This window comes from Nitrosomonas marina (genome assembly GCF_900111605.1).
Taxonomy (GTDB): Bacteria; Pseudomonadota; Gammaproteobacteria; order Burkholderiales; family Nitrosomonadaceae; genus Nitrosomonas; species Nitrosomonas marina_A.
In genome coordinates this window covers 85,597-108,267 of the sequence record NZ_FOIA01000007.1, presented here as the reverse complement: position 1 = coordinate 108,267, position 22,671 = coordinate 85,597, and the positions used below count along the sequence as shown (strand labels likewise).

16 protein-coding genes are annotated in these 22,671 nt (G+C 48.3%); 6 read left to right on the top strand and 10 right to left on the bottom strand.

Annotated elements, in window-relative coordinates:
- Positions 1-179: 179 nt before the first annotated feature.
- Entirely contained in the window at positions 180-1,094 is a 915-nt protein-coding gene (locus tag BMY62_RS04890) for an LpxL/LpxP family acyltransferase (protein WP_090657237.1), read from the top strand.
- Between the two features lie 143 nt (positions 1,095-1,237).
- On the top strand, positions 1,238-2,242 hold the full coding sequence (locus BMY62_RS04885; protein ID WP_090657235.1) for a 2-dehydropantoate 2-reductase: 1,005 nt from the start codon (positions 1,238-1,240) through the stop codon (positions 2,240-2,242).
- Between the two features lie 124 nt (positions 2,243-2,366).
- Here BMY62_RS04885 and treY read toward each other — a convergent pair whose 3' ends face one another.
- From treY to glk, 6 genes are all read right to left on the bottom strand, one after another.
- Positions 2,367-5,294: a malto-oligosyltrehalose synthase gene (gene treY / locus BMY62_RS04880; protein ID WP_090657233.1), complete on the bottom strand. Its 2,928-nt coding sequence runs from the start codon at positions 5,292-5,294 to the stop codon at positions 2,367-2,369.
- A complete protein-coding gene (treZ, locus tag BMY62_RS04875; RefSeq protein ID WP_256207425.1) occupies positions 5,294-7,144 on the bottom strand; it encodes a malto-oligosyltrehalose trehalohydrolase in 1,851 nt (616 codons plus the stop codon). Before treZ ends, treY begins: the two co-directional genes overlap by 1 nt.
- Before the next feature lie 14 nt (positions 7,145-7,158).
- The gene (locus tag BMY62_RS04870) at positions 7,159-8,430 is read right to left on the bottom strand and encodes a glycosyltransferase (RefSeq protein WP_090657231.1); all 1,272 of its coding nucleotides are present in this window, start codon (positions 8,428-8,430) and stop codon (positions 7,159-7,161) included.
- Positions 8,414-9,136 carry a DUF5752 family protein gene (locus tag BMY62_RS04865; RefSeq protein ID WP_090657229.1) on the bottom strand — a complete coding sequence of 241 codons (723 nt, stop codon included), beginning with the start codon at positions 9,134-9,136 and terminating at the stop codon, positions 8,414-8,416. The genes BMY62_RS04870 and BMY62_RS04865 overlap by 17 nt, the downstream gene beginning before the upstream one ends.
- Before the next feature lie 178 nt (positions 9,137-9,314).
- A complete protein-coding gene (gene glgP / locus BMY62_RS04860; RefSeq protein WP_090657226.1) occupies positions 9,315-11,870 on the bottom strand; it encodes an alpha-glucan family phosphorylase in 2,556 nt (851 codons plus the stop codon).
- A gap of 289 nt (positions 11,871-12,159) precedes the next feature.
- A complete protein-coding gene (glk, locus tag BMY62_RS04855; RefSeq protein ID WP_090657223.1) occupies positions 12,160-13,167 on the bottom strand; it encodes a glucokinase in 1,008 nt (335 codons plus the stop codon).
- Between the two features lie 492 nt (positions 13,168-13,659).
- On the opposite strand from glk, the gene BMY62_RS04850 reads away from it, so the two are divergent.
- The gene (locus tag BMY62_RS04850) at positions 13,660-16,695 is read left to right on the top strand and encodes an HzsA-related protein (RefSeq protein ID WP_090657221.1); all 3,036 of its coding nucleotides are present in this window, start codon (positions 13,660-13,662) and stop codon (positions 16,693-16,695) included.
- Positions 16,696-16,738: 43 nt separating this feature from the next.
- Here the strand turns inward: BMY62_RS04850 and BMY62_RS04845 are convergent, their stop codons facing one another.
- Positions 16,739-17,167, bottom strand: coding sequence for a DUF2231 domain-containing protein (locus BMY62_RS04845; RefSeq protein WP_090657219.1), 429 nt, complete (start codon positions 17,165-17,167; stop codon positions 16,739-16,741).
- 15 nt (positions 17,168-17,182) lie between these two features.
- The gene (locus BMY62_RS04840) at positions 17,183-17,527 is read right to left on the bottom strand and encodes a hypothetical protein (protein ID WP_090657217.1); all 345 of its coding nucleotides are present in this window, start codon (positions 17,525-17,527) and stop codon (positions 17,183-17,185) included.
- Positions 17,528-17,667: 140 nt separating this feature from the next.
- Here BMY62_RS04840 and BMY62_RS04835 point away from each other — a divergent pair, with 140 nt between their 5' ends.
- The 3 genes from BMY62_RS04835 to BMY62_RS04825 all read left to right on the top strand — a co-directional run bounded on the left by BMY62_RS04835 (position 17,668) and on the right by BMY62_RS04825 (position 19,798).
- Positions 17,668-18,336, top strand: coding sequence for a helix-turn-helix transcriptional regulator (locus tag BMY62_RS04835; RefSeq protein ID WP_090657215.1), 669 nt, complete (start codon positions 17,668-17,670; stop codon positions 18,334-18,336).
- Between the two features lie 282 nt (positions 18,337-18,618).
- Positions 18,619-19,185, top strand: a complete 567-nt coding sequence (locus tag BMY62_RS04830; RefSeq protein ID WP_143058756.1) for an RNA polymerase sigma factor — start codon at positions 18,619-18,621, stop codon at positions 19,183-19,185.
- Complete coding sequence (locus tag BMY62_RS04825; RefSeq protein ID WP_090657211.1) at positions 19,169-19,798, top strand: cupin domain-containing protein; 630 nt, start codon at positions 19,169-19,171, stop codon at positions 19,796-19,798. The genes BMY62_RS04830 and BMY62_RS04825 overlap by 17 nt, the downstream gene beginning before the upstream one ends.
- A gap of 57 nt (positions 19,799-19,855) precedes the next feature.
- Here BMY62_RS04825 and BMY62_RS04820 read toward each other — a convergent pair whose 3' ends face one another.
- Positions 19,856-21,109, bottom strand: a complete 1,254-nt coding sequence (locus tag BMY62_RS04820) for a hypothetical protein (protein WP_090657209.1) — start codon at positions 21,107-21,109, stop codon at positions 19,856-19,858.
- Positions 21,110-21,111: 2 nt separating this feature from the next.
- Positions 21,112-22,131 carry a hypothetical protein gene (locus BMY62_RS04815; RefSeq protein WP_143058755.1) on the bottom strand — a complete coding sequence of 340 codons (1,020 nt, stop codon included), beginning with the start codon at positions 22,129-22,131 and terminating at the stop codon, positions 21,112-21,114.
- Between the last annotated feature and the right edge of the window lie 540 nt (positions 22,132-22,671).

The window sequence follows — 22,671 nt, the reverse complement described above, 5'->3', positions numbered from 1 at the left end:
GTACCACTTGTACCAGCTTCGCAATCGCGCGCGAACACATCAGAACCGATTCCATATCAGCTTCTTATGGCCCAGAATATTTACACCCTTTATCAGTTTATATAAACTCGGCCCATGAAAAGAACACACCAGTTACTATCCGCAGCAAGACCTCTGCATTTTTGTTCGAATAATTTCTAATGAAGACCATATCGCTGCGAGACATAATGATGGTCTTCTATTTCGCAGCCCTTCTACCCATTGCCTGGCTGATTCCGGAGCGGTATTGGAATTTCCTGACCGGTTTTCTAGGCAAAACGCATATCAAGCTGTTTGGAGACAATGGAACACACTTAAATCGACTGGTCTCCCGGATTCCGACGATCAAACCATACCAGATCGAGGTTGCATTCCGCCAACACAATCACTGGGAGCTGCTTGAGAATTTACGGGAGTATGCTCCCTGGGGATGGAACCCTAAAATAGAAATCAGCGGCCAGCACCACATATTCGAAGCACTCGAGAAAAACAAAGGTGTGATTTTATGGTTCTGCCCATTTGCGCATGCTGATCTAGTTTTTAAAAAAGGATTGTTTCAGGCCGGATTTCGCATCACACACCTGAGCAGTTATACGCACGGCTTCTCTGACACCCGTTTTGGCATGCATGTTCTTAATCCGGTAAAAACAAACATCGAAAAGCGGTATCTGGAAGAACGCTGCCTGATCACGCGAAATGGTTCAGGACAGGCCATGCGCCGTCTGGTCTCCAGGCTTCAGGCAAATGAAATCGTTTCGATAACGGCCATTCATTCTGGCCGTCGTTACGGAGAGCGTCCTTTTCTGGGTGGCCGCATCCGGCTGGCTAAAGGCGCACCCAATCTCGCACTGACAACGGGTGCCGCCCTGCTTCCGGTATTTATTGTCCCTGCTTCAAACGGTTACGCTATTAACATAGCGCCACCCCTTGAATCTCAGAGCCCACAGATTGATGAGGCTGAAGAAGAAATGATCAGTGCATACATACCCATTCTTGAACAAAATGTATTGGAACATCCCGGACTCTGGCGAGGCTGGTGGCCCCCTTTCAATCTCTGGAAAATTGATCCGGGCTGATCTTAGCCGGAATGCCTGACAGACTTGAATTTAATTTTCCTTTGTTCTATCCGCTAACAACATACGTTGTTTACAAATTACCAGTATTAATATAGAACCAAAAAAAACCAGTTTTTGCATTTTTGAAAAACACAGGAAAAAGTATGCGTATCGCAATTGTTGGTTCCGGCGCAATGGGTATATTCATTGGGCACGGTATCCAGAAGGCCGGATATGAAGTTACCATGATCGATCTGCCGAACCGGGTGAAGAGACTGAAAACATCAGGTCAGATTACTGTAGCTGACCTGGATGGTCTGGAATCATCTGTAAGCCCGTCTTTGATTACTTCAGATTTTGCTGAGGCTGGAATACACCAAATTATAATATTGGCAACCAAAGCACAAGACCTGCCAGACGCTGCGGAAAACATTGCCAGGCTCACCGATGGCAATTCAATTATCATTCCCATACAAAATGGAATACCATGGTGGTATCTACATGGACTCTCGGATCGTTTTAAAGAAGCGCAGATTAACTGCCTGGATCCGGAGGGCCTGTTGAATCGCTATATCAACCCCTCGCAAGTTATTGGTTGTGTCGCCTATCCTGCAGTCATGCTGGAAGAAAATGGACGCGCCCGGCACATTGAGGGAAAACGATTCTCAATCGGCGAAATCATTGGCACGCAAGGCGAACGCACACAAAAAGTCGCAAATCTGTTTCAAGAGTCCGGATTTAAATGTCTGATAATTGACGATATTCGATCAGAAATCTGGCTAAAGGCATGGGGAGCCTTGTCTATAAACCCTATCAGCGCTTTAACGCATGCAACGATGGAAGATATCTGCACCTTTCCCAATACACGCGAACTGGTCGCCAGAATGATGAGCGAGGCCCAGCAGGTTGCCGAAACGCTGGGAGCACATTTCAGGCACACCATCGAAAAACGCATAGAAGGCGCAAAGGCTGTCGGCCCGCATAAAACGTCCATGCTGCAGGATTTGGAAAACGGACACCCGCTTGAGCTGGATGCGCTAATGCTCGCTGTACTGGAACTTGCAAGACTCACAGGTATACAGACACCAACGATTCGCAACATATATGCCTGCGCATCGTTGTTGAACTGGAATATTCAGAAAAGATATGAATTAAAAGAGGACGCATAGAACTGCCTTATCTTAAATAATGCCATTCATTGCTACCCGGGGCTTCTGTATCACAGCTAACCAACTGCTTTCATAAAACATGATTGCGGCTCTGGTCACAACAACTCGCACATGTTAGCAAGTATTATTTCGCTGGTTCCTCTACCAGTAACCCCACCGAGAAACTGCTGAACACTTCTGCCGCGCTCAGGAAAAATTGGTCGTCAATGCGCGTGCTGGTGACGCGTTCACCGGTAAAAACATTGCGATAAGTCTGTATTTCCGACTGGTTTGCAGGTAATTCGACAAAGGTGTCATGCCAGATGGATCCACCGATAGGCAAGTCATTTTCTTCGGTTACCAGTGGCACGAATTCGCGGGCAGCGACTGCTATGATAGTTTCGCCTTCATGGCAGCGTGCAAACGCGCAGATGTGATCGGCGCGGGGGCCTTGTGCAGTCAAGCCTGTATAGCTGCCGTGCCGAAAAAGCTGTTGATATCGATGGCGCAGTTTCAGGCTTTTCCAGGTCAGGTAGAGCTTGGCATGGCCATTGCCAATCTGCTCAAGCAACTGCCGTGCAAAAACAGACAGGTCTGTGCAGGCCTCGGATTCCTTCACGAGCGAACTCAACAATCGGTTGCGCTCCCGATAATCCACGGGCTGCCGGTTGTCCGGGTCAACCAGATTAAACATCCATAGTTCATTACCCTGATAAATGTCGGGTATACCGGGTATCGTCAGTTTCATCAATGTTTGCGACAGGCTGTTAAATAACCCGAAACGTGCGACGCGCTGCTGAAATGGTAAAAAATCAGCGAGAAAAGCATTGTGTTCCGGGTTGGTATATAACAACGCACTCACAAAACTGCGTATGGCTTCTTCATACTCCTCGTTAGGATTGATCCATGAAGTATGCACCTTGGCTTCCCTGATGGCCTTGAGCATATAATCTTCAATGCGCTTGCGTAATGATTCAAGCGCATCAGTGTCTTCGAACAGATGCCCGGTTTGTAGCGGCCATACGCCGATCAAAGTCTGATAAATCAGATATTCGTCGTTGCGGGAAGGAGCGCTTTCATGATTGATCAGTCTCTTTTTGTGACGATTGAGACGACTCCAGCGATTCAGGCGCCGCTGCCATTCATCCGGCATCTCTGACAATACATTTATGCGTGCGCGAACGTCCTCACTGCGTTTACTGTCATGCGTGGATGTAGTGACCATGGCTTGTGGCCAGTGCATTAGCCGCTGTTTGTTGGCCTGGTGAAAAGCAGCAACAGAAATACCAAATGCGCAGGGATTAAACCCGACATCGTTTAACGATGTCAGACGGTTATAAATATAGAACGTGGTGTCTTCAAGCCCCTTGGCCATCACAGGCGATGTATATTGCTGAAATTTAAGTACGAACTGAACAACCTTACGCCGCATGCTGTTGCGGTAAGCGTCCAGATGCGTCAATGTCAATAACTGTCCGATAAAATCAAAAATCAGAATATCGGTCGCCGGATTGTGTTTTTTTGCCTGCGCGATTGCCCATTGCACATAGCGTAAATCTTCTTCGCTGATTTGTGTAGCAGTGATATACGTACGATAAACCGGAAAACAGGCAACCACCTCACCCAATGCATCGCGCAACGCCTGATAGGTAAAATCACGGGTGCGCCGGTTGGTTTGCGCAATATGACTGAGCAAGTTGGCCAGCACCGTCAATTCGCTTGACAGCATACGATGGGTAATCAGTTTCTTTCGATCGTAGAGCAAACTTTCATATTCAAGATTCAATCCGATAAACCTGCTGTAAATGCGATTAACCTGACGTTCGGACTGCTGCCGGACAAAAATCCCATTGAGCAGAAATGCCGAATCATATCCAGTGGTCCCGCTGACAGGCCAATCGGACGGCAGGTGCTCGAAATTGGCCAGAATTTTCTCGATCCACAATCCGAAAAATGCGTCATCCGACTCCGACTGGGTGCCGGCTTGCTTACGCACTAATTGCTGCAATTGATGATAATAGGCGCAGGGATCGGATAAACCGTCAGGATGATCAACGCGAAGACCGTTGATTTGTCCGTCATGCACCATTTGCAGAATAAGCTGATGCGTCACATCAAAGACCTCACTGTTCTCCATCCTCAAGGCGGCCAGTTCGTTGATGTCGAAGAAGCGCCTGTAATTGATTTCTTCGGTAGCGACTTTCCAGTAAGACAGCCGGTAAGCCTGTGTTTCCAACAGCTGGTGCAATCGGTCAAAACTGCCGGGCTGTTTGACATCACCGTTAAATACATCCAGATTGGCCTGAATATAGGTGTGCGCTTCAGGATGCTTGGAGTAGAGTTCGACCAGATGGTGCTTGCATGCCATGGCACTCTGATGGCGATACTTGCGCAGAGAATCTGAAAGATCGTTGCGGCCTGGCAGGGACTTGCAAGCGGCAATGACTACGGTAAGGGCCTCAAAAAGTCTTTGATTCCTGTCACTATGCTGTGTCAGTCGGTCAATATGCATGCCCAGAATAAATGGATAAGTAAGCGGATCAATCGGAAACAGGTGCTCGTAATAACGCACGTTAAAAGTGCCGTTCTTGCTGTCGAATACAAGCTTCAGCTCGCCGTTTTCAAGAACCGATCCGTAGTGATCGCCGAGAAAGGGCAACAGCACCTTGTTACTCAACGCCGGATTTGCGGGGTGCCAGTCGATATCGAAAAAATCCGCATAAACCGATGCCTCGCCATTTTCCAATACATCCAGCCACCAGTTATTGTCGTCACCGCCAACACCCATATGGTTGGGCACAATATCAACGATCTGCCCCATACCGTAATGGTGAAGCCTTTCAATATAAGCATCGAAGTCGGCTTTTGTACCGATTTCAGGATTCAGCGCGTTATGATCAACAATATTGTAACCATGCAGACTGCCAGTGCGCGCTTTTAAGAACGGAGAAGCATACACGTGACTGATACCCAGTGCATGCAGATATGCGATCATATCTGCGGCATCGGCAAACGTAAATCCACGGTTAAACTGCAGACGGTATGTCGAACTGGGCGCACTCGATGGATTCACTAAGCAGCTCCTTTACTCAGATACCAGATCACGGACCAGGGCGGCAAAACATCGATGTCATTCAGACCGCAGCTGGTGCTATGCGTGGCATACAGTAATTTCCATGGAGAAAAACTGCAGCCGCTCAGTACTTCATCTCCAAGGTTGGCAATTAGCGATAATTGCGTATTATCGGCCAGTATCCAGCTTACCTTCAATCCATGACCCCCCAATTGACTGAACGCTGCCGGTTGCTGAATCAAACCGGGCAGACAAGGCACAATATAACGATGACGCAGGGCAAGCAGCTCACGATACAGCGTCAGCCAGGATGCATGTTCGGGACGATCACAATCCAGCCAGTTCAACACGGCGCGCTGAAATGTACTCTCTTCCATTGGATTGGGAATGCGCGCACGCGCATCAGGATTACTGAATTCCGGAAAACGGGCGAATTCCTCGCGGCGGCCGTTGACAACCGCGTCAGCCAGCTCCGTCCCAAAATCGCAAAAAAATGGAAACGGCTGGCAGCTGCCCCACTCTTCGCCCATAAACAATAATGGTGGTGACGGTGCAAGCAATAATATCGCTGCCGCAGCATGAATTTGCTGTGGCGATGCAAGCGCCTGAATACGCTCGCCAAAAGCGCGGTTACCCACCTGATCATGGTTCTGCAAGAAGGACACGAAAGCTGTTGGCGGCAAATGGCGGCTCGGTTCGCCACGGGGCTCCCCGTTCCGGTAAGGAGAGCAATCACCCTGATAAGCAAATCCTTCCGCCAGACAGCGCCCCAGGTGTAATATAGGATTCTGCGCATAGTCCATGTAATAACCACCGGTTTCTCCGGTGGTTATTACATGGAGAGCATGATGTATATCATCGTTCCATTGTGCAGCGTACGCGCACGGCTTGTGTCCGGCATCACGCTCAAGATAATGCGCCGCGTTATGATCGTTCTCCAGGATCAGATGAATATGGCGTTCACTGGGAAAAGCTGTCTGCACTCGTTGAGCCAGCTCGGTCAGAATATCCGGTTGAGAATCGTCCAGAATGGCGTGCACAGCATCCAGCCGCAAACCGTCAATATGATATTCTTTCAGCCAGTACAGTGCATTATGAATGAAAAACTGCCGTACCCAGTGACTGTATTCGTCGTCGAAATTGATAGCAGCACCCCAGGGAGTCCGATGTTTCTCAGTGAAAAACTGAGGTGCGTAAAGATGCAGATAATTTCCCTCCGGCCCGAAATGGTTGTATACCACGTCCAGGAATACCATCAGATTGCGCGCATGCGCCGCGTCGATCAAGGCTTTTAGATCGTCGGGCCGGCCGTAGCGGCTGTCTGGTGCAAACAGATAGGCACCATCATAACCCCAGTTGTGTTTTCCTGGAAAATCAGCAACCGGCATCAATTCAATCGCGGTAACACCCAGATCTCTCAAGTAATCCAGTTTTCCCATTACGCCGGCAAAATTACCTTCAGGTGTAAAACTGCCGACATGCAATTCGTAAACAACGGTTTCTTCCCAGGGCCGCCCCATCCAGTGAGCATCCTGCCAGCGCCAGCTGGAAGGGTCTATGACTTCACTTGGCCCGTGCACATCTTCAGGCTGGAAGCGCGAAGCCGGATCCGGTACGCAATGATCGCCATCAATACAGAAACGGTAGTAAGTACCCGGCGTTGCAGATGTTGTCGTGATTTCAAACCAGCTGTCAGCTGCCGCCGCCATCGTTAATTTTTTTTCTTTGGAACCATCATACAGACAGACATCTACCGTATTTCCCCCAGGCGCCCAAAGTCGAAAACGCACTTTGCCGCCGGTTTCCAGCTCTGCGCCAAATGGCATTTGATAAGATATATTGTCAGACATACAGTATTATGGCTTCATAAATCACGAATTTCCTGATTCAGGCTCGAGCAGGACAGCTCTATACGGTCCTGCGATTCATATAGCAACGCGACCATTAGCGCCAGGTATTCGCGCAAATGGCGGGTAATGAGAAAATTGTCGCGCACAAAAACTCTGGCTTTCTCACCCATTTCACGAATTTTTGCCGGCTGGTACAACAGGTAGCGGATACGCAGGGCGGCACCTTCTGGCGTACTCGCAAGAAAACCGGTATGGTGGTTAATTACCTGCAATCGAATACCGCCCACATCACCGCCGATTACGGGTTTGCCTTTCCACATAGCTTCAGTGACAGTCAGACCGAAACCTTCACGAATTGATTTTTGTAGTACGATGTCCGCTGCACGTTGTAGCGCATTTATTTCCAGATGCGCATCGGATGGCAGCAAAAGAATATTGATATCAGGATCGCCGTACGCAGCTTCCTGCACTTCGCCAAGCACCACCCCACCCTCAGGATCATCCGTTGCTTCGCCACCCGCCAATACCAGTTGCAGCGAGGGCAGATATTTTTTGGCCAGCTGATAAGCCTCGATTACTCCAATAGGGTCCTTGAAACGGTCAAAACGGGACACCTGAAGTATCAAAGGACGCTCGGGATCCAGTGTATATTTTTCATACACCTGTCGAACTGCACCGGGTTCCAATTCGATATTTTTGTCACTGAGCGGGTCAATGCTGGGTGGTATCAGATAAATCGGATGAGGCAATTCATGAGCGAAAGCAGCCAGAGAGAAAATACTGGCATCATACGGCACAATGAATTTCCGCAAATACTTCCAGACCGGCCGATAAGGATGGCTGGCGTCAATATGACAACGCCAGATCCATTTGCCTTTACGATTAGGAAAATGCTGCAGCAACGCAGCCGGCTGAGGATCATGAATAAAGACAAAATCAGCTTCCGTGAGCGATTCGCGCAACGCTTCAGCGTTCTCTGCATTCGTTCTCTCATAGACACCAAGCAACTTGTCGCTCAAATGAATCTGATTACCTTGCAGGGTATTATGCATGCCCTTAGTGCATTCATAAAACTGACTTTCTCCGGTAATCACTTCCCAGCTTGCATTAATACCGAGTTCCTGCATGAGCGGTATCATTTTCGTCAGAATCTCGGCAACCCCACCGCCTACACGTGTGGAATTGACGTGTACAACTCTAGCACCGTGAAAGGGCGCTGCAAGCTGCTGCAAGTGGGCAATGACATCATTCCCGCTAATTTGTGCATAATCATCCAGCAGGCTCATGAACCGGCTCCTGAAAATATGTCTGAAACAGTTGTGCGAGTTGAATACGCAATTCGGCCAGGCTGCCAAAATAAGGATCTATACCCGCAATATGCTTTCGTAATCCATTGAACTGGGTACCAAAGCCCGCGAGCCAGTCGCTGAAATCATCGCACCGGTGCTGGGTTCGCCTGCGCGCATCAATAAAATGATAAAAAATGCTGCTGGTCGAGAATTGCTCTATCGTTGATGCCAGCTCGGCCGGCTGCTGCAAGCACCGTTCAGTGTCAAAAACGATAATCTGCGATCGTATAAATTCGAACTGCTGGGTCGCGCGCATCCAGAGCAGGCTTTCACATTCGTCCAGACGCATGTCAATCAGCTCAATGATTTCATGGCGTAACAAATCAAGATCTGCAAAATCAGTTGGATCCAATGCAGCGAGCCGTTCGGCAAGCATGGCGTCGTGTATGCCATGGCGAATCCATGCAGCAAAGTCATTGTTGAATTCACGTTCTTCAAAGCGAGCCTGCAGAAGACCACCCCAATAATGATGATAAATGCTGGATTCATCAATCTGGGTGATTTCGTTTCTGAATTCCTGCAACATGCGCGCTCTTCTGCCGGTCGCCAGCGCAACCAGCGCGCAATCTTTAATGAAAAATGGACCGGGACGATTTTCTGATTCTGATGCTGTGCCTGTGGGAGCGGCGTCAAGCGTTGTCATAGATGATGCCTCCTTCTTGTTATAGCATTATCGGATCAGAAACACGGTGACGATACAAACGCCACAATATTTATCAGTATTGGGCAAATGGGCTGATTGTCAAACCCGCAGTTGAAATTTAAACAGTCATTGCAGTGATTTGCAAGACCGTTTTTTCGGGCGTCTTAAGCGAAACCGCTTACATCCAGACCATCATACCCATCTCCAGCGGATGAGTCAGTAAAGTATGATACGGATAAATACGTATAAAATATTCCTGTTTGCCGCAAAGCTCGGGAGACAATCTTAGCTCAAAAATATGCGCGTCCTGCTCTTGGATGCCGGTATATTCAAAGCTGAAATGATTAAAATTGCTGAGCCGTGTTTTCTTGTACTGCCGGGAGATCAGCATCTCAACGATCACATCTTCAGGTGTTAATCCGTTCAGTTTGGCCGCAACTTTAAAATGCAGAATATCATTAAAACAGGCTCTCGTAGGCGGTATATCCAGGCGGCGTATTTCAACACCATGCCAGGCGCTTCTAATTCGCGACTTCCACGCAGCAATCTCTCGTGCGCCTGAAAATTGATCCGATCTGTAGCGATCATTCTGACGACTGGCCGGATAATAGAAATTTTTCAGATATTGTTCCACCATGCGCGACGCACTAAAACCTGGCAGCAGTGATGCCATTGAATGTTTGGCCATTCTGACCCATTCAGGAGAATAACCGAACTTGCTGCGGTTGTAATACAAGGGAATCACCTGATCCTGCAATATTTCATAGAGCGCCAGACTTTCCTCCTGATCGCGTACTACTGCTTCCATGTTTTCAGGCCCCGGTTTGATGGCCCAGCCATTCAGACCATCGTACCCTTCCTCCCACCACCCATCAAGAACACTCAGGTTGAGGGAACCATTGATGCCAGCTTTAATACCTGAGGTGCCACTGGCTTCCAGCGGGTAAATTGGATTATTGAGCCAGACATCTACACCGGCAACCAGGCGTCTGGCCAGCCTCAGATCGTATCCTTCAACAAGCAACAACCTGCCCTCAAAATCGGGCATATGCGCAATCTGGCTGATACGACGAATCAAATCCTGGCCAGGTACATCAGCTGGATGCGCTTTCCCCGCGAAAATCAGCAGTACCGGATATTCCTCGTCCAGCACGATTTTGCGCAGCCAGTTTAGATTTTCGAAAAGCAATGTGGCGCGCTTGTAAGTAGCGAAACGGCGTGCAAAACCGATGGTCAACACATTGGGGTTGACCGGATCGGTGAATTTCAGCAGGCGGTCAAGGTGCGCCTCGGAACCGTGATTGCGCGTATTTTGCTCAGCCAGACGATCACGGATACCAAACAGCATTTGCGACTTTAAAGACTGCCTGATACTCCAGAACATATGATCTGGAATATCATAAATCTGTTGCCAGAATGTTGTGTCACACAATTTCGTCCGCCAGCCATATCCCAGGTAACGATCAAACAGATCGGTCCACTCCTGTGCCAGAAAAGTCGGCACATGCACACCGTTCGTAATATAAGCCAAGGGATTTTCTTCCGGCTCGATTTGCGGCCACAAATCCTGACAGATCTTCGCAGAGACGTTGCCATGAATTTTGCTGACACCATTATGTGTACGCGATCCACGAACAGCGAGCGCTGTCATGTTGAAATCCTTGCTGCTGGCTGTCTGACCCAGCGCCATAAAAGTTTCGTGATTGATATTCAACTCGCGGTAAAAGGGTTCGAAGTAGCGTTGTACCATTTCTTCGCTGAAATGATCGTGCCCGGCGGGGACTGCCGTATGTGTGGTAAAAATCGTGTTGGCTGCTATCGCCTCCAGGGCGCTGTCAAAATCGAGATCACCGCGCATCAGAATACGAATACGCTCAGGTATCATAAACGCCGCATGGCCTTCATTTATATGCCAAATCGTCGGCTTTATTCCCATTTCATGCAAAGCGCGCACACCACCTATACCCAGGATAATCTCCTGTTCAATGCGCATGGTTTTGTCACCACCGTACAGTTTATGCGTAATGTCACGATCCTGTTGAGAATTTTCCGGCAAGTCGGTATCCAGCAGATAGAGCGTTACTCGACCGATTTTGGCCATCCATATCTTTACCGTTACCTGTCGTCCCGGTAACGCTACCTGAATTCGTACTTCCGAGCCGTCGTCATGCAGAACCGGCGATACGGGCAGATCCTCAAAATCCGAATCGGTATAGACGGCACGCTGATTTCCCTGATTATCAATTGTCTGGGAAAAGTATCCTTGACGATAAAGCAGTCCTACAGCCACAAACGGCAGGTGCAAATCACTTGCTGCTTTACAGTGGTCGCCGGCAAGAATACCGAGACCACCGGAATAAATTGGTAAACTTTCATGAAAACCGAATTCAAAACAGAAATACACAATCTGGTCTTTCGTGCGCAATCCGTTGGCTTTGTCCCGCTGCGACGGTTCATAGAGATAGGAGTCAAACGTCGATAAAATACTGTCGTAAGTCGTCAGGAAATTTGGGTCTTCTGCCGCCTTCAGCAATACGGATTCATCCGCACGCTTGAGAAAAGCTTTTGGATTGTGTCCGACGGCGCTCCATAAAACAGGATCCAATCTGGAAAACAACATGCGTGTAGCACGGTCCCAGCTGTACCAGAGATTATTGGCCAGTTCCTCCAGACGTTCCAGTCTGGGCGGTATTTTAGGGTTGATGGTAATGGTATAAGTAGTTTTAGAGAACATAATTCAGCACAGCCATTCAGTCATGTAATCAAGTATTAATCTGTTTTGTATCACAATCACTTTTCCGTTCTTTTCATTGTCAATTTCCAAAGCGCGGGTATATTCAGAAGAAAATCATCAGACACTGTCCGTCTGCGATAGCATCAAAGAGATAAAGCAGATTCAAAATGCGTATACTGGTTTCCATTAATCCACACTTAACTTGGCACAGCATGTGTCTCGTTTTCCAAGTCGGCTTTCAGCATGCATGTCGCCAATGTGTTTACCATCTACTACTCGAATATCGTTTTCAACGGCTTGTCATCATTAATTCCCTTGCACCGTTTTTGGCACCCAGCAAGCTGATATCAGGATTGATGATCACCTGAACCGGAATAGTCTTCATCAGGCCGGAAAACCGGCCTTTACGACAAAACTCCCGTATAAACGCACCCCCCCGCAGTGTATCAATTATTTTGGGGGCGATTCCACCGGCAATATACACGCCATTTCTGCATAACCCCGCAAGCGCCAGGTTGCCTGCATAAGCACCATATATTTCAGCAAACAGTTCCAGGGATTTGATTGCAACGGGGTGTTTTTCTTCGGTCGCAAGCGCCGTAATCGCCGCGCCGCTGTCCTCATCCAACTGAAACTGCGAAATATCCGGTGATTGCGTATGGTTTTCCAGCAAAAATTTAAAAATGTGCGTCAGTCCCGTTCCTGACAGCAAGCGCTCAACCGAAACACGCTGGAATTTGTTCTGCAATCGTTCAAGCAGTCGAATCTGCAATGCATTTGTCGGCGCAAAATCGATATGACCAGCCTCTGTCGGCAACGGCCGGTAACCGTTCCCATGCCAGATGAGCCACGCCACGCCCATACCTGTACCTGCGCCGAGTATCACACGCATTGCTTTCGGTTGAGCGCAGCCTGACTGCAACATCACCAGGTCTTCGGGTGCCAGATCATCAACGCCCATAGCAGCCGCTTCGAAATCATTCAGCAACTTTACATATTCGATTGAAAATGCCCGTGCAATCTGCGCTGCGTCAAGCAACCAGGGCAGATTGGTCAATTGTGAACGTTGATCGACAATTGGACCTGCTACGGCAAAACAGGCAGCGACGGGACTGCAAGTTGTTGTATCGAACCCAACTTCATTCAGAAAATGGTTGAGCATGTCAGCAAATGAACGATACTCTCCACTGCGGTATCGACGTAAACTGTTCGCCCGAAATGTGGCACCGACACATTCAGCCATTTGCAACAGAGTTTTGGTGCCGCCTATATCACCATAAATAATGTATTTTCGCATGTGCTTAATAGAATCAGCCAAGCTACACTGATAAAGAATAAACAGGCTAATGTATCTCCCCGCTCCTCGCCGAACTATCGAATCCAATCCAAATACCATTTTCCTTGATCTCAACGAGCAAGCAGCGCACAGCATACCACAACGCATACTCAGATAATCACCGCAGTCTTATTTGACTTGACTGCCAAGCAGCTACACAACGACTGAAATATTTAAATTTAGCTGAAACATATGCAACTAAACCAGTTCAACCTTATTCTGAACTCTATACAAGAACATATTCCTGCAAATTTAAATTACTTGTTTTATAATTTCATAACAAAAGGTTATCGTTTCAATCAGGAACAAGTTTCAATCAGGAACAACGGCAAACTGAAATGACTCTATTAAACTATCTGCTAACAGATAGCTCGGTTTCAAACAATAAAGCATGCAGCGTTACGTACCGAGGATGACTGTTTGTGCCTGAATAGACTTACGAGATGGCAAACAATGAAATCAGGATACAAAAAATCGGCGACTGACATCAATCATCTTTGGTCAAGCATGACTGTTATCAAGTTTGCTTTGCTCATCGCATTGTTGAATCTGTCTGCACTGACAGACGCTATCGCCGGGGAAGCAATTGTGTACTCGCGGTGTGAACGCACAACAACCGAAATGGATGTAACTGCCGATGTTATCCTGAATGGCAAGCGACAAACAGTTACCCGGCGCATGAGCGGACTTGATATTTATGATGTTTTACCAGATATCACCAATTTTCTGGGCGACTTCAGTGCCCCATGTGATTTGATCTACCGCAACCCGGACGGTGCCGAAACGATTATTTATGACTGTTCATCCAGCTCTACCCCAACTGATTCCTGTGCCGCGCTCGATCCGGCTGTCTCTTTCGATGCCGAAATTATCGTTTTTTCAGTTTTTCGTGGCAGTCTGAGATTTTACCAGGAACACCTTCATTCACAGGCTGTACACCCGGATGCCGAACCGGAGGATCTTGGCTATTATGACTTCCCGAATAAGCTGCTGACTACAACAGGCGCGCATCTACATGCGTACCATATTCCGAGTGGGCAATTACGATTTATACCATTTACACCGGGAGTTTATGATTCCGGTCCGACGTTCATCAGCAATCAACGCATCGCATTTACCTCGACCAGAGATGACCATACCACCACTGTTGTCTGGGGCACAACCGAATCCAGGAAAGGTACCCGAATTTGGACCATGGATGTCAATAGTAAAAACCCTGACCTGTCCAGCCATCATTCACTGTCTCAGGAGCAGCATCCATTTATGCTCAAAAACGGCAGACTGGCCTATTCAAGCTGGCAGATATTCGGCGGACTCCCGTTTCGTTATTCCAATAATGGTGCAGGTACCCATACCACGATCGACAATCTGTTCCATATTTATGTGCAGGATCCCGATGGTGCAGAAAACTTCCCGATCTACGGACAGCACAGTGGGGATCATGCAAAAAGCTACTTTGGAGCAGATCACAAAGCGGCGCATTTTATCACCCAGACTTCCGATGAACGGATCTGGTTTGCCGACTATTACCGTAGTAACAACAAAGGGCTCGGCTTACTGATTGGTGTCATGCAGGAGCCTGAAGGGCAGGAGGGCATTGGTCCCCAGGATGCTTCAAACGATGCCGATGTTTTTGTACCGCGTGACATTATTAATTTTGCTTCCTGGGCACATAGTGATGATATGCCTTCTTTTCCCATGAACGGGCCAACTGTAACGCACCCGAACTACGCAGACCCGCTGCCATTTGCCGGCAAACTCGGTCATCCGGCAGCCTTGCCGAATAATGGCCTGATGGTTGCATGGGGCAAAGGCGCGTGCAGCACAGTGGCCCATCATGAGATTTTCTCAGCGCTTGGCAGAATCGCGCCTCCTTTTACCAGTGGATCAGGAGGTGGGGTTGCAATGAATCTGATCACTTCACTGGAAATGGATACGCCGGGGTGCGACGTCGGGCTCTATCGCGCCACACAGATTCCGTCTCAACACCCGGACGACCTGGAAATGATTGTCGATTCAAAAGACTGGCATGAAATCATGGGACGCGCCGTGGTGCCCTACGCCGATATTCATGGCGTCGACCATCCCGATATCATCGAAAGAGCGGATGTGCGCACCAGTCATCCAAGCCTGGAAACCGGCACGCCTTTCGGTCTGCTTGGCGCTGCTTCTATTACTGACCGTGAGACCCATCCCAAGAACGGGATTCATTTCTTCGGCGAGCATCAGTTCAATCTCCAGGGCACCGACACCATTGACTACACCGACGACGATCTGTGCGGCGTTCGTATTCTGGGCATTATGCCCAACCGGAACAGAAACGTTGTTAATGAGATTGCCAATATAGCCGGCGAGCGCGTATCGATTCTTGGTGAATTTCCGGTATTGAACCGTCATGCCGACGGCAGCCGTGCGATTGACGCCAGCGGCCATCCCGATACCAGCTTTCTCGTGCGTATGCCTGCCAACATGCCATACCTCATGCAAGGCATCGATTGTGACGGACGCACGCTCAATACCGACCAGACCTGGCAAAGCCTGCGCCCCGGCGAACAGAAAACCTGCAATGGCTGTCATGTCCATTCCAGACCGGGACGCACGCAATTCGAAACCACTTTCGCAGCCTCTCCCGAATATACCATTCCACGACTCGGTGAAGGCAACGTGCCATTTTTGATCGGGAAAAGTGGCGATACTGTTCAAACACTGTCAGTTCCGGGCTATGGCGTCCAGATTGAATTTACTCAACATATCAAGCCCATTTTCGACCAGCACTGCGTCGCCTGCCACAGCGGCAGCTCACCTGCGGGCGGACTTGCGCTCAATAACACCGGCGGCGCAAATAACAAGCCCAATACAACCTGGTGGTGTCTGGTTGCTGATAAAGACCAGAGCTGCGTTGCTCCGGAAAATCAAATCGCAACAGGTGCAGGATTTACAGGCATGAGTTTCAGGCGCCCGCAGTTGACACGCTACCTTCGTGCCTTCAATTCGCGCGGCAGTCTGCTCTACTGGAAAGCCGCAAATCAGCGCACCGATAACCGCACCGATGCGCAGTTTTCGGATGATATCGATTTTGGCGCCAAACATCCAACCTCGATTTCCGCCATTGAGCTGGCGACACTGTCTCGCTGGATCGATATCGGTGCACCGGGTGGCGGCGCTACCGAACTCTATGATACCCAGAAACCGACACTGCATCTGGCATCGACCGATAGCGGCAGCGTATCGCAGCTACGCGTCGGCACTGTCGATCTTGGCAGCGGCATCGACCCCAACAGCCTGGTCGTGTGCGTCCTGGGCGCCGGCGGCAGCTGTAACAATCTCGCCGGTACCGCTGAAAAACACGGTGTGACCATCGTCAATCTCGGTGCTGCGCTGAGCGACCCGGATACGGAAATCTACGCACGGGTTCAGGATATGGCCGGTAATACCACTGAAGTCTACCGAACAGTCGACTGGTTTTTGAATGACGCACCGACGCTGTAAAAAACAGGTCAGCGGAAAAGAATCTAACTTTTGATACGATCTGTTAATTATCCCGTTTTTGCTGAACGCCGATTGCATGTTCAAAAACGAGTCTGCCACCATACCACCCTGCAGCGCACAATGATATTAATCCCAGTATCGAAAAAAGTATTGCGGCACTACTGGGTTGCATGAGTGTTGTACCATCAAGGCGCAAAAAAAGACTGATCGAATAGAGCGACCAGCTTACCATTGCCAGAATCATGTGCTGATTGGCAATTTTCATGGCATCACTTTGCTGATCAATTCTTGCCAGCTCCAACAATCCGGCGACCATGGCCAGAACGGCCGTAATCACCCCGATGACCAGTAGCACCCCAGCAACCCAGCCTACCTGCTCTCCGTAATACAAACTGGCAACATCACCTATAGTTGCAAAAAACCATGCGGCAATTGGAAAATGAACCAATACGGGATGCAAGGGGTGTGTCATAATGAAGTTCCTTTTTTATAATCCCAAGAAAACACTCAATAAAATAAGAAAGCCAACGACTGCAACGCCAGCATGGATAATAACAACATTTTTAGGAGCAACAACTTGTTTCATATGCAGCGAAGCCAGATAAAAACCGCCCAGCGCCGCCACTACAAGTAACCCGAGTGCCGCTGTTACCGCTCCCGCTGCGGAACCCTCCAGAACTATCATAATCAGCATAATCAGGCCGGTTGCGCCCAGTAACGCATGAACAATCGATAACGGCCAAGGCGCCAGTTGCCCCGACAATACCTTGGTAGCCATAAATACACCGCCGATAGCCGCTATAGCAAAAATGACAATCGCATAGGTCAACATTCTTTCTTACCTCCCTCAAAAGAATTAAAAGTGCATACTATACTGCAGCTATTACCACTTTTACAATATTTATATGTTAAAAGTTGCAAGACTCTACATTTAATAAAAAAAATGAATAAAAAATTCATTATAATGACAGCATGATATCCACGATTTCGAGTTTAGGGCAGCGTCAGCAGGCGCTGCTGAAAGTCTTGCTTCACCATCGCAAGGGATTAACAATCGATGAATTGGCCGGCCTGCTCGACATATCCCGCAATGCGATTAATCAGCACCTGTCCAGCTTGGGTGGCAGCGGGTTTATTCAAAGTACCCTGCTGCACAGTACAGGCGGCAGACCCAGCAAAATCTATATGCTGAGCCCCAGCGGTCTTGAACTTTTTCCCAGACACTACGCGCTGCTGGCCAGCACCCTGCTTGGCTGGCTTAGAAATAACCTGAGTGAAAAAGAACTGGAATCCTGCCTGGAAGAGCTAGGTCAACAAATCGCGCTGGAATTCACTGGGCGTGTCGGCAAACACCCCTCACTAACGAACAAAGTCCACGAAGTAGTCTCGATAATGCAGGAATTGGGCTATGATGCAAGCGCTGCACATAACTCTGACTCTTATGCCGAAATCGTTGCCAACAACTGTGTCTATCATAGAATCGCGGAAGAATGTCACAATGTCTGCACCCTGGATTTGAGCCTGCTTACTTCCCTGCTGAACGCCGATATTGAACATAAAACATGCATCGTAAGAGGCGGTAAAAACTGCTGTTTTGGAGTGTCGACAAAAGCATCGCCGTGTTCATCAAATCGGAATTAAATATGTGTTACTTAACCAACTCCGGTATCTATCTCAGCCCAGATTAGACACAACTGAAAACAACGCGCTGCAACCAAAGCGTTTACCACTAAATCAACTCAGAACCAGTAGCACAGTTCATATATTCCAATACGAACCGGCAACTGTTTGTGTACGTAACTACTTGTTAAATCAGTATACGAAATAGCGACTTCAACGGTATCATGTTATATAGATAAGGATCGTGTTTGTTTTAGCTCAGGGACGTTGCGCTCTGTCATTCAATAGAAGTGGAAATGCATTGTGGACATTGACACACAATTAATGCAGCAGATGGCAAACAAGGAACACCATGCGCTGGCGCAGTTATATGAGCGTCATGTGACACAAATGCTGGCGGTTGCATACAGAATACTAAGATCCCGCAAAGATGCCGAAGACTTGATTCATGATGTATTTCTTGAAATCTGGAACAAAGCCAGTGATTTTGATGTTAAACGCAGTTCGGTCCGAACCTGGATTCTGATGCGGGTGCGTAGCCGCGCGGTCGATCGGCTGCGTCAACTTGCGCGTACGCAAAAATTTTTTTCGGCTGATGCATATGATGAATCCGATGCGATTCAGACAACCGAACCGGCACCGGATCAATTAGCCGAATGGCAGTATGCGCGTTCCGCTGTCGAACGACTGCCCGAGTCACAGTACACCGTTATTGTACTGAGTTACTATGAAGGTTTAACATGTACGGAAATCGCCGAGCGATGCCGAATCCCGGTCGGCACAGTGAAATCCAGGCTGTCAGCCGCAATCCGGCATTTGCGCGGCGCATTGGAATCGAGTGGAGAAAAAGCACATGCCCGACCACGATAATAAACTGATCGAGTATGCATTAGGCATGCTCGATGAAAAAAACGCAAAAACGCTGCAGGCTGAAATCGACTCATCCGCTCAGGACAAATCAGCATTGCGGGATATCGAGCATGCATTGACATTGCTGGCAGAAGCGGAACAGCCACTGGCCCCGCCACAAAACCTGCGAGAGCGCATCCTGCATTCCGTCCGGCACGAAACGCGCTTTGCCGGTTTTCTAGAACGGCTATGCGATTTTTTTGATTTGAACCAGGCAACCATCGAAAAACATTTATCCACTCTGAACCATGTGTCAGCAGAAACCTGGCAGCTTAACGCCTTTCCCGGCACGCATTTATACCATTTTGATGGGGGGCCGCAGATTGCCGAAAACGCCGATTGCGGGCTGGTCTACGTCGAACCCGGTCAAATGATTGCCGCTCACCGGCATCTGGGCGACGAATGGTCGTTCATACTTCAGGGCCAGATGAAAGAAATCAACGGCACCATCTATTACCCGGGCGATTGCATACACCGGCCCGCCGGATCGGTGCATGCACTGCAATCTGTTGGAGAAAAACCACTTGTTTTTGCCGCTGTGTTAATTGAAGGTCTGGAATTTGTTATGGATTAGAACAATAAGGCAATCTTGCATATAGCGATACATGACTGATGAAACAGTCTTATTTTACTATTTCGTATTAATCGACCTACACTTTACAAATTCTTTGTAGGCAGACCAGTCCAAAAAATACTCATAAGGATTTCCTCCGCCCAGCCAATTCCCCATATCATTGTCGCAATCTCCATGCTCCCAAGTAAGATCGCGGTGTGTTTTCCAAGGGCTGGTCAAAGGCATTCCTTTATAATCTTCCCCACTTAAATCCTTGTACTCTTCACCGCCTTCGTGCTTGTACCAAGTTTTACCAAAAGCATGAATTAACTCATGTGTTGCAACATTTTCAGCATTCATGTCTTTGCTACTTATCAGAATTACCGGAAGCTTCCCCATATTTGCCGAAGCTTTTACAATACGATCGTAAGATTTGATAGCTTTATATTCATCAACGAAAAAAACATATATACCAGTCTTTTTTAGATGCCGCCACATACGTTTGTAAATTGTAACCACGGCATCATGATATGGACGCCATTCCGGATTCTTTCGAGGACCGTCAAGACTCGCAATAATGTCTTTCTGACTCTTCAATGCCTGTATTGCCTTCTGTCGCGCATGTTTTCTTTTAATCTCCGCAATCGTTTTATCGACATCCAATTTACGCAGATCCAGTTCAATACAATATTTCTCAAACCAATCCTTAGCTTCATTAAGTTTTTCATTGCATTTATCTATCGTCCAGTTTGATCCCAAGAGAACCCAATAAATGGGAATGGATTTTGTATTCGGTATGTTTATCACCACTTGAGTGTTACAGTTAACTTTACCTCGTCTTTTGTTTAAAAATTTTTGTGAGCAATTTCCGGATGGAACGCACCAATACACAGGCGAAGGAAAACAAGCTTCGAGAAAACACGTATTCGTGACCAGCGCCGATAATGGACGTGCATCGAACCATTGCAACCCTGCAGCAGCGTGCTCCAGCAGAGTCAGGTTGACCATTGTATCGGTCAGATAAAACGGTTGCGTTGTGTCTCTATTCCCCGATGCTGCTGACAAACCAGGCGATTCCCATTCCGTTGTTTCCAGCGTATGTGGACAGGGATCATTGCCAGCAGCGCATGTGTCTGTTAGAGCATAAGACAATAGCAGACCAGGCAGGTCGCTTTGCGCCGACTGCTTGAATTCTACTGGCACTGGAGCGCGTTGCAACAGTGTTCTGACAGCCTCCTTGTTGTATCGCAACACTGACTGTTTTATTCCTGGCGCAACCGCGCCCTGTAGGCGCGCACCGGAAAAATTTTCGGTCAATAATTTGTCGGCCATGGTTATGCTCCCCGGATATCAAAGTCAATCAATGGACTGCGGTGTGCCGGAATCACGGCGTTCTTGATCACAGCCAGACTGCTGGCGCTGCCCAGCGCAATGCTGGCGGGCATTGTTACGTGATAAACCAGCGTGGACCCATCCGGCAGCATTGTCGAACGTGTCACGAACAGTCCCGTATCCAGCGCCGCGGGCGTCATGCCATGCAGGTTGTTTTCACCCAATGAAAAAAACCATATATTGACACCTACGCCCGGACTGCCAAGTATCTGAGGATTTTCATGTACGAGCTCTCCGGACGGATTATCAGGGCTGCCGCTGAAGTTTTGATTCAGGTCGTTGATATAAACAGGCGCGCCGTCAAAAGTTAAAACACGTTCCATTTGATTCTCATTCCGCGGACAAGGAAAAATCATGTCGGTGTACTGCGGCGTCAGCCCACGCGTCCAGTGCGCCGCATGAATAGCGCGCTTACCGATACTGTTGGTAAACAGTACCGTGCCCCGGCCATCGTTGGTGCGTACCAGCTCCTTACCTTGTTCAAGCGTTTCCAGCGTGAGCGGTTGAAAACCGAGATCCAGTACCCGCGACGGGTCGACTATTTTATGCAAACCGTCAAATTCACCGGCATTTGCTGAATCCCCCGATTCGAACAATATCCAGAACTTGTAGAGCAGTTCCCGAATGGCCAGCGCCATTTGAACAGATACCTGGTCGTTGACATTCGATGAAAAAATATCCTGCGCCTTATATGCCACCCGGAACTGAGTAGCAATCTCGGCGAATGTGAAGACCCGGCTTGGATCATTGGGCATCTTGGTGTCTTCAACAATTCCTTCTTCAAATCCGATCATGACTCCAGGCTGCAGAATCGGTGTTGTAGTGTAACGCAGTGCATCACCGGCAACCGGACAAAAAGGGAATACGCTTGCCAGTTGAATGCGGAATGGAAAATCTTCAATCAGCCACTTCGCCTGAACGTCATTTGAAAGCAATCGTGCGTTATCACCAATAGTAGACATGATAATCTCCTTATCAAAATAATGAATCCCGTAGAACAGAGAACCGATCTGACCGGAAAAAAACCTTTTGCATTTGCAACATGGTTGATCCAAAAACAACCGTGGACATAAATCGGCAATACCGAAAACCTGTTTGGCTAAAGGCGTTGACTGGCTAACGGTCTCCGAAAACATGAAAAAAAACTCAAAAATAGGTTCTGTTCATTCAGAACACTCAATATAATTCCGGTTTTATCAGTTATACGATTGATATCCCAAAATGGTTCGATTCAGTTCAAATCAAATTACCGGCTGTGATCTGATTGTCGCGCCGCGCCATGGCAAAGGTTTGCTTTGTGATGACGAATGACAAGGCTGATTCCAAAAAATACGGAATTATCAATAAAATAGAGGCAGGTTATGAATTACAGCGGACAATGTGTTCCGAACAGATAAACTCTCGATCGAACGTGATCTTTTTGAGCTGTTTTTGGTAAATGGCATCTTTGCAGCCAGAGTACGGGCGGCTATTATGGCAATCTCATCCTTGTCGCACAGACT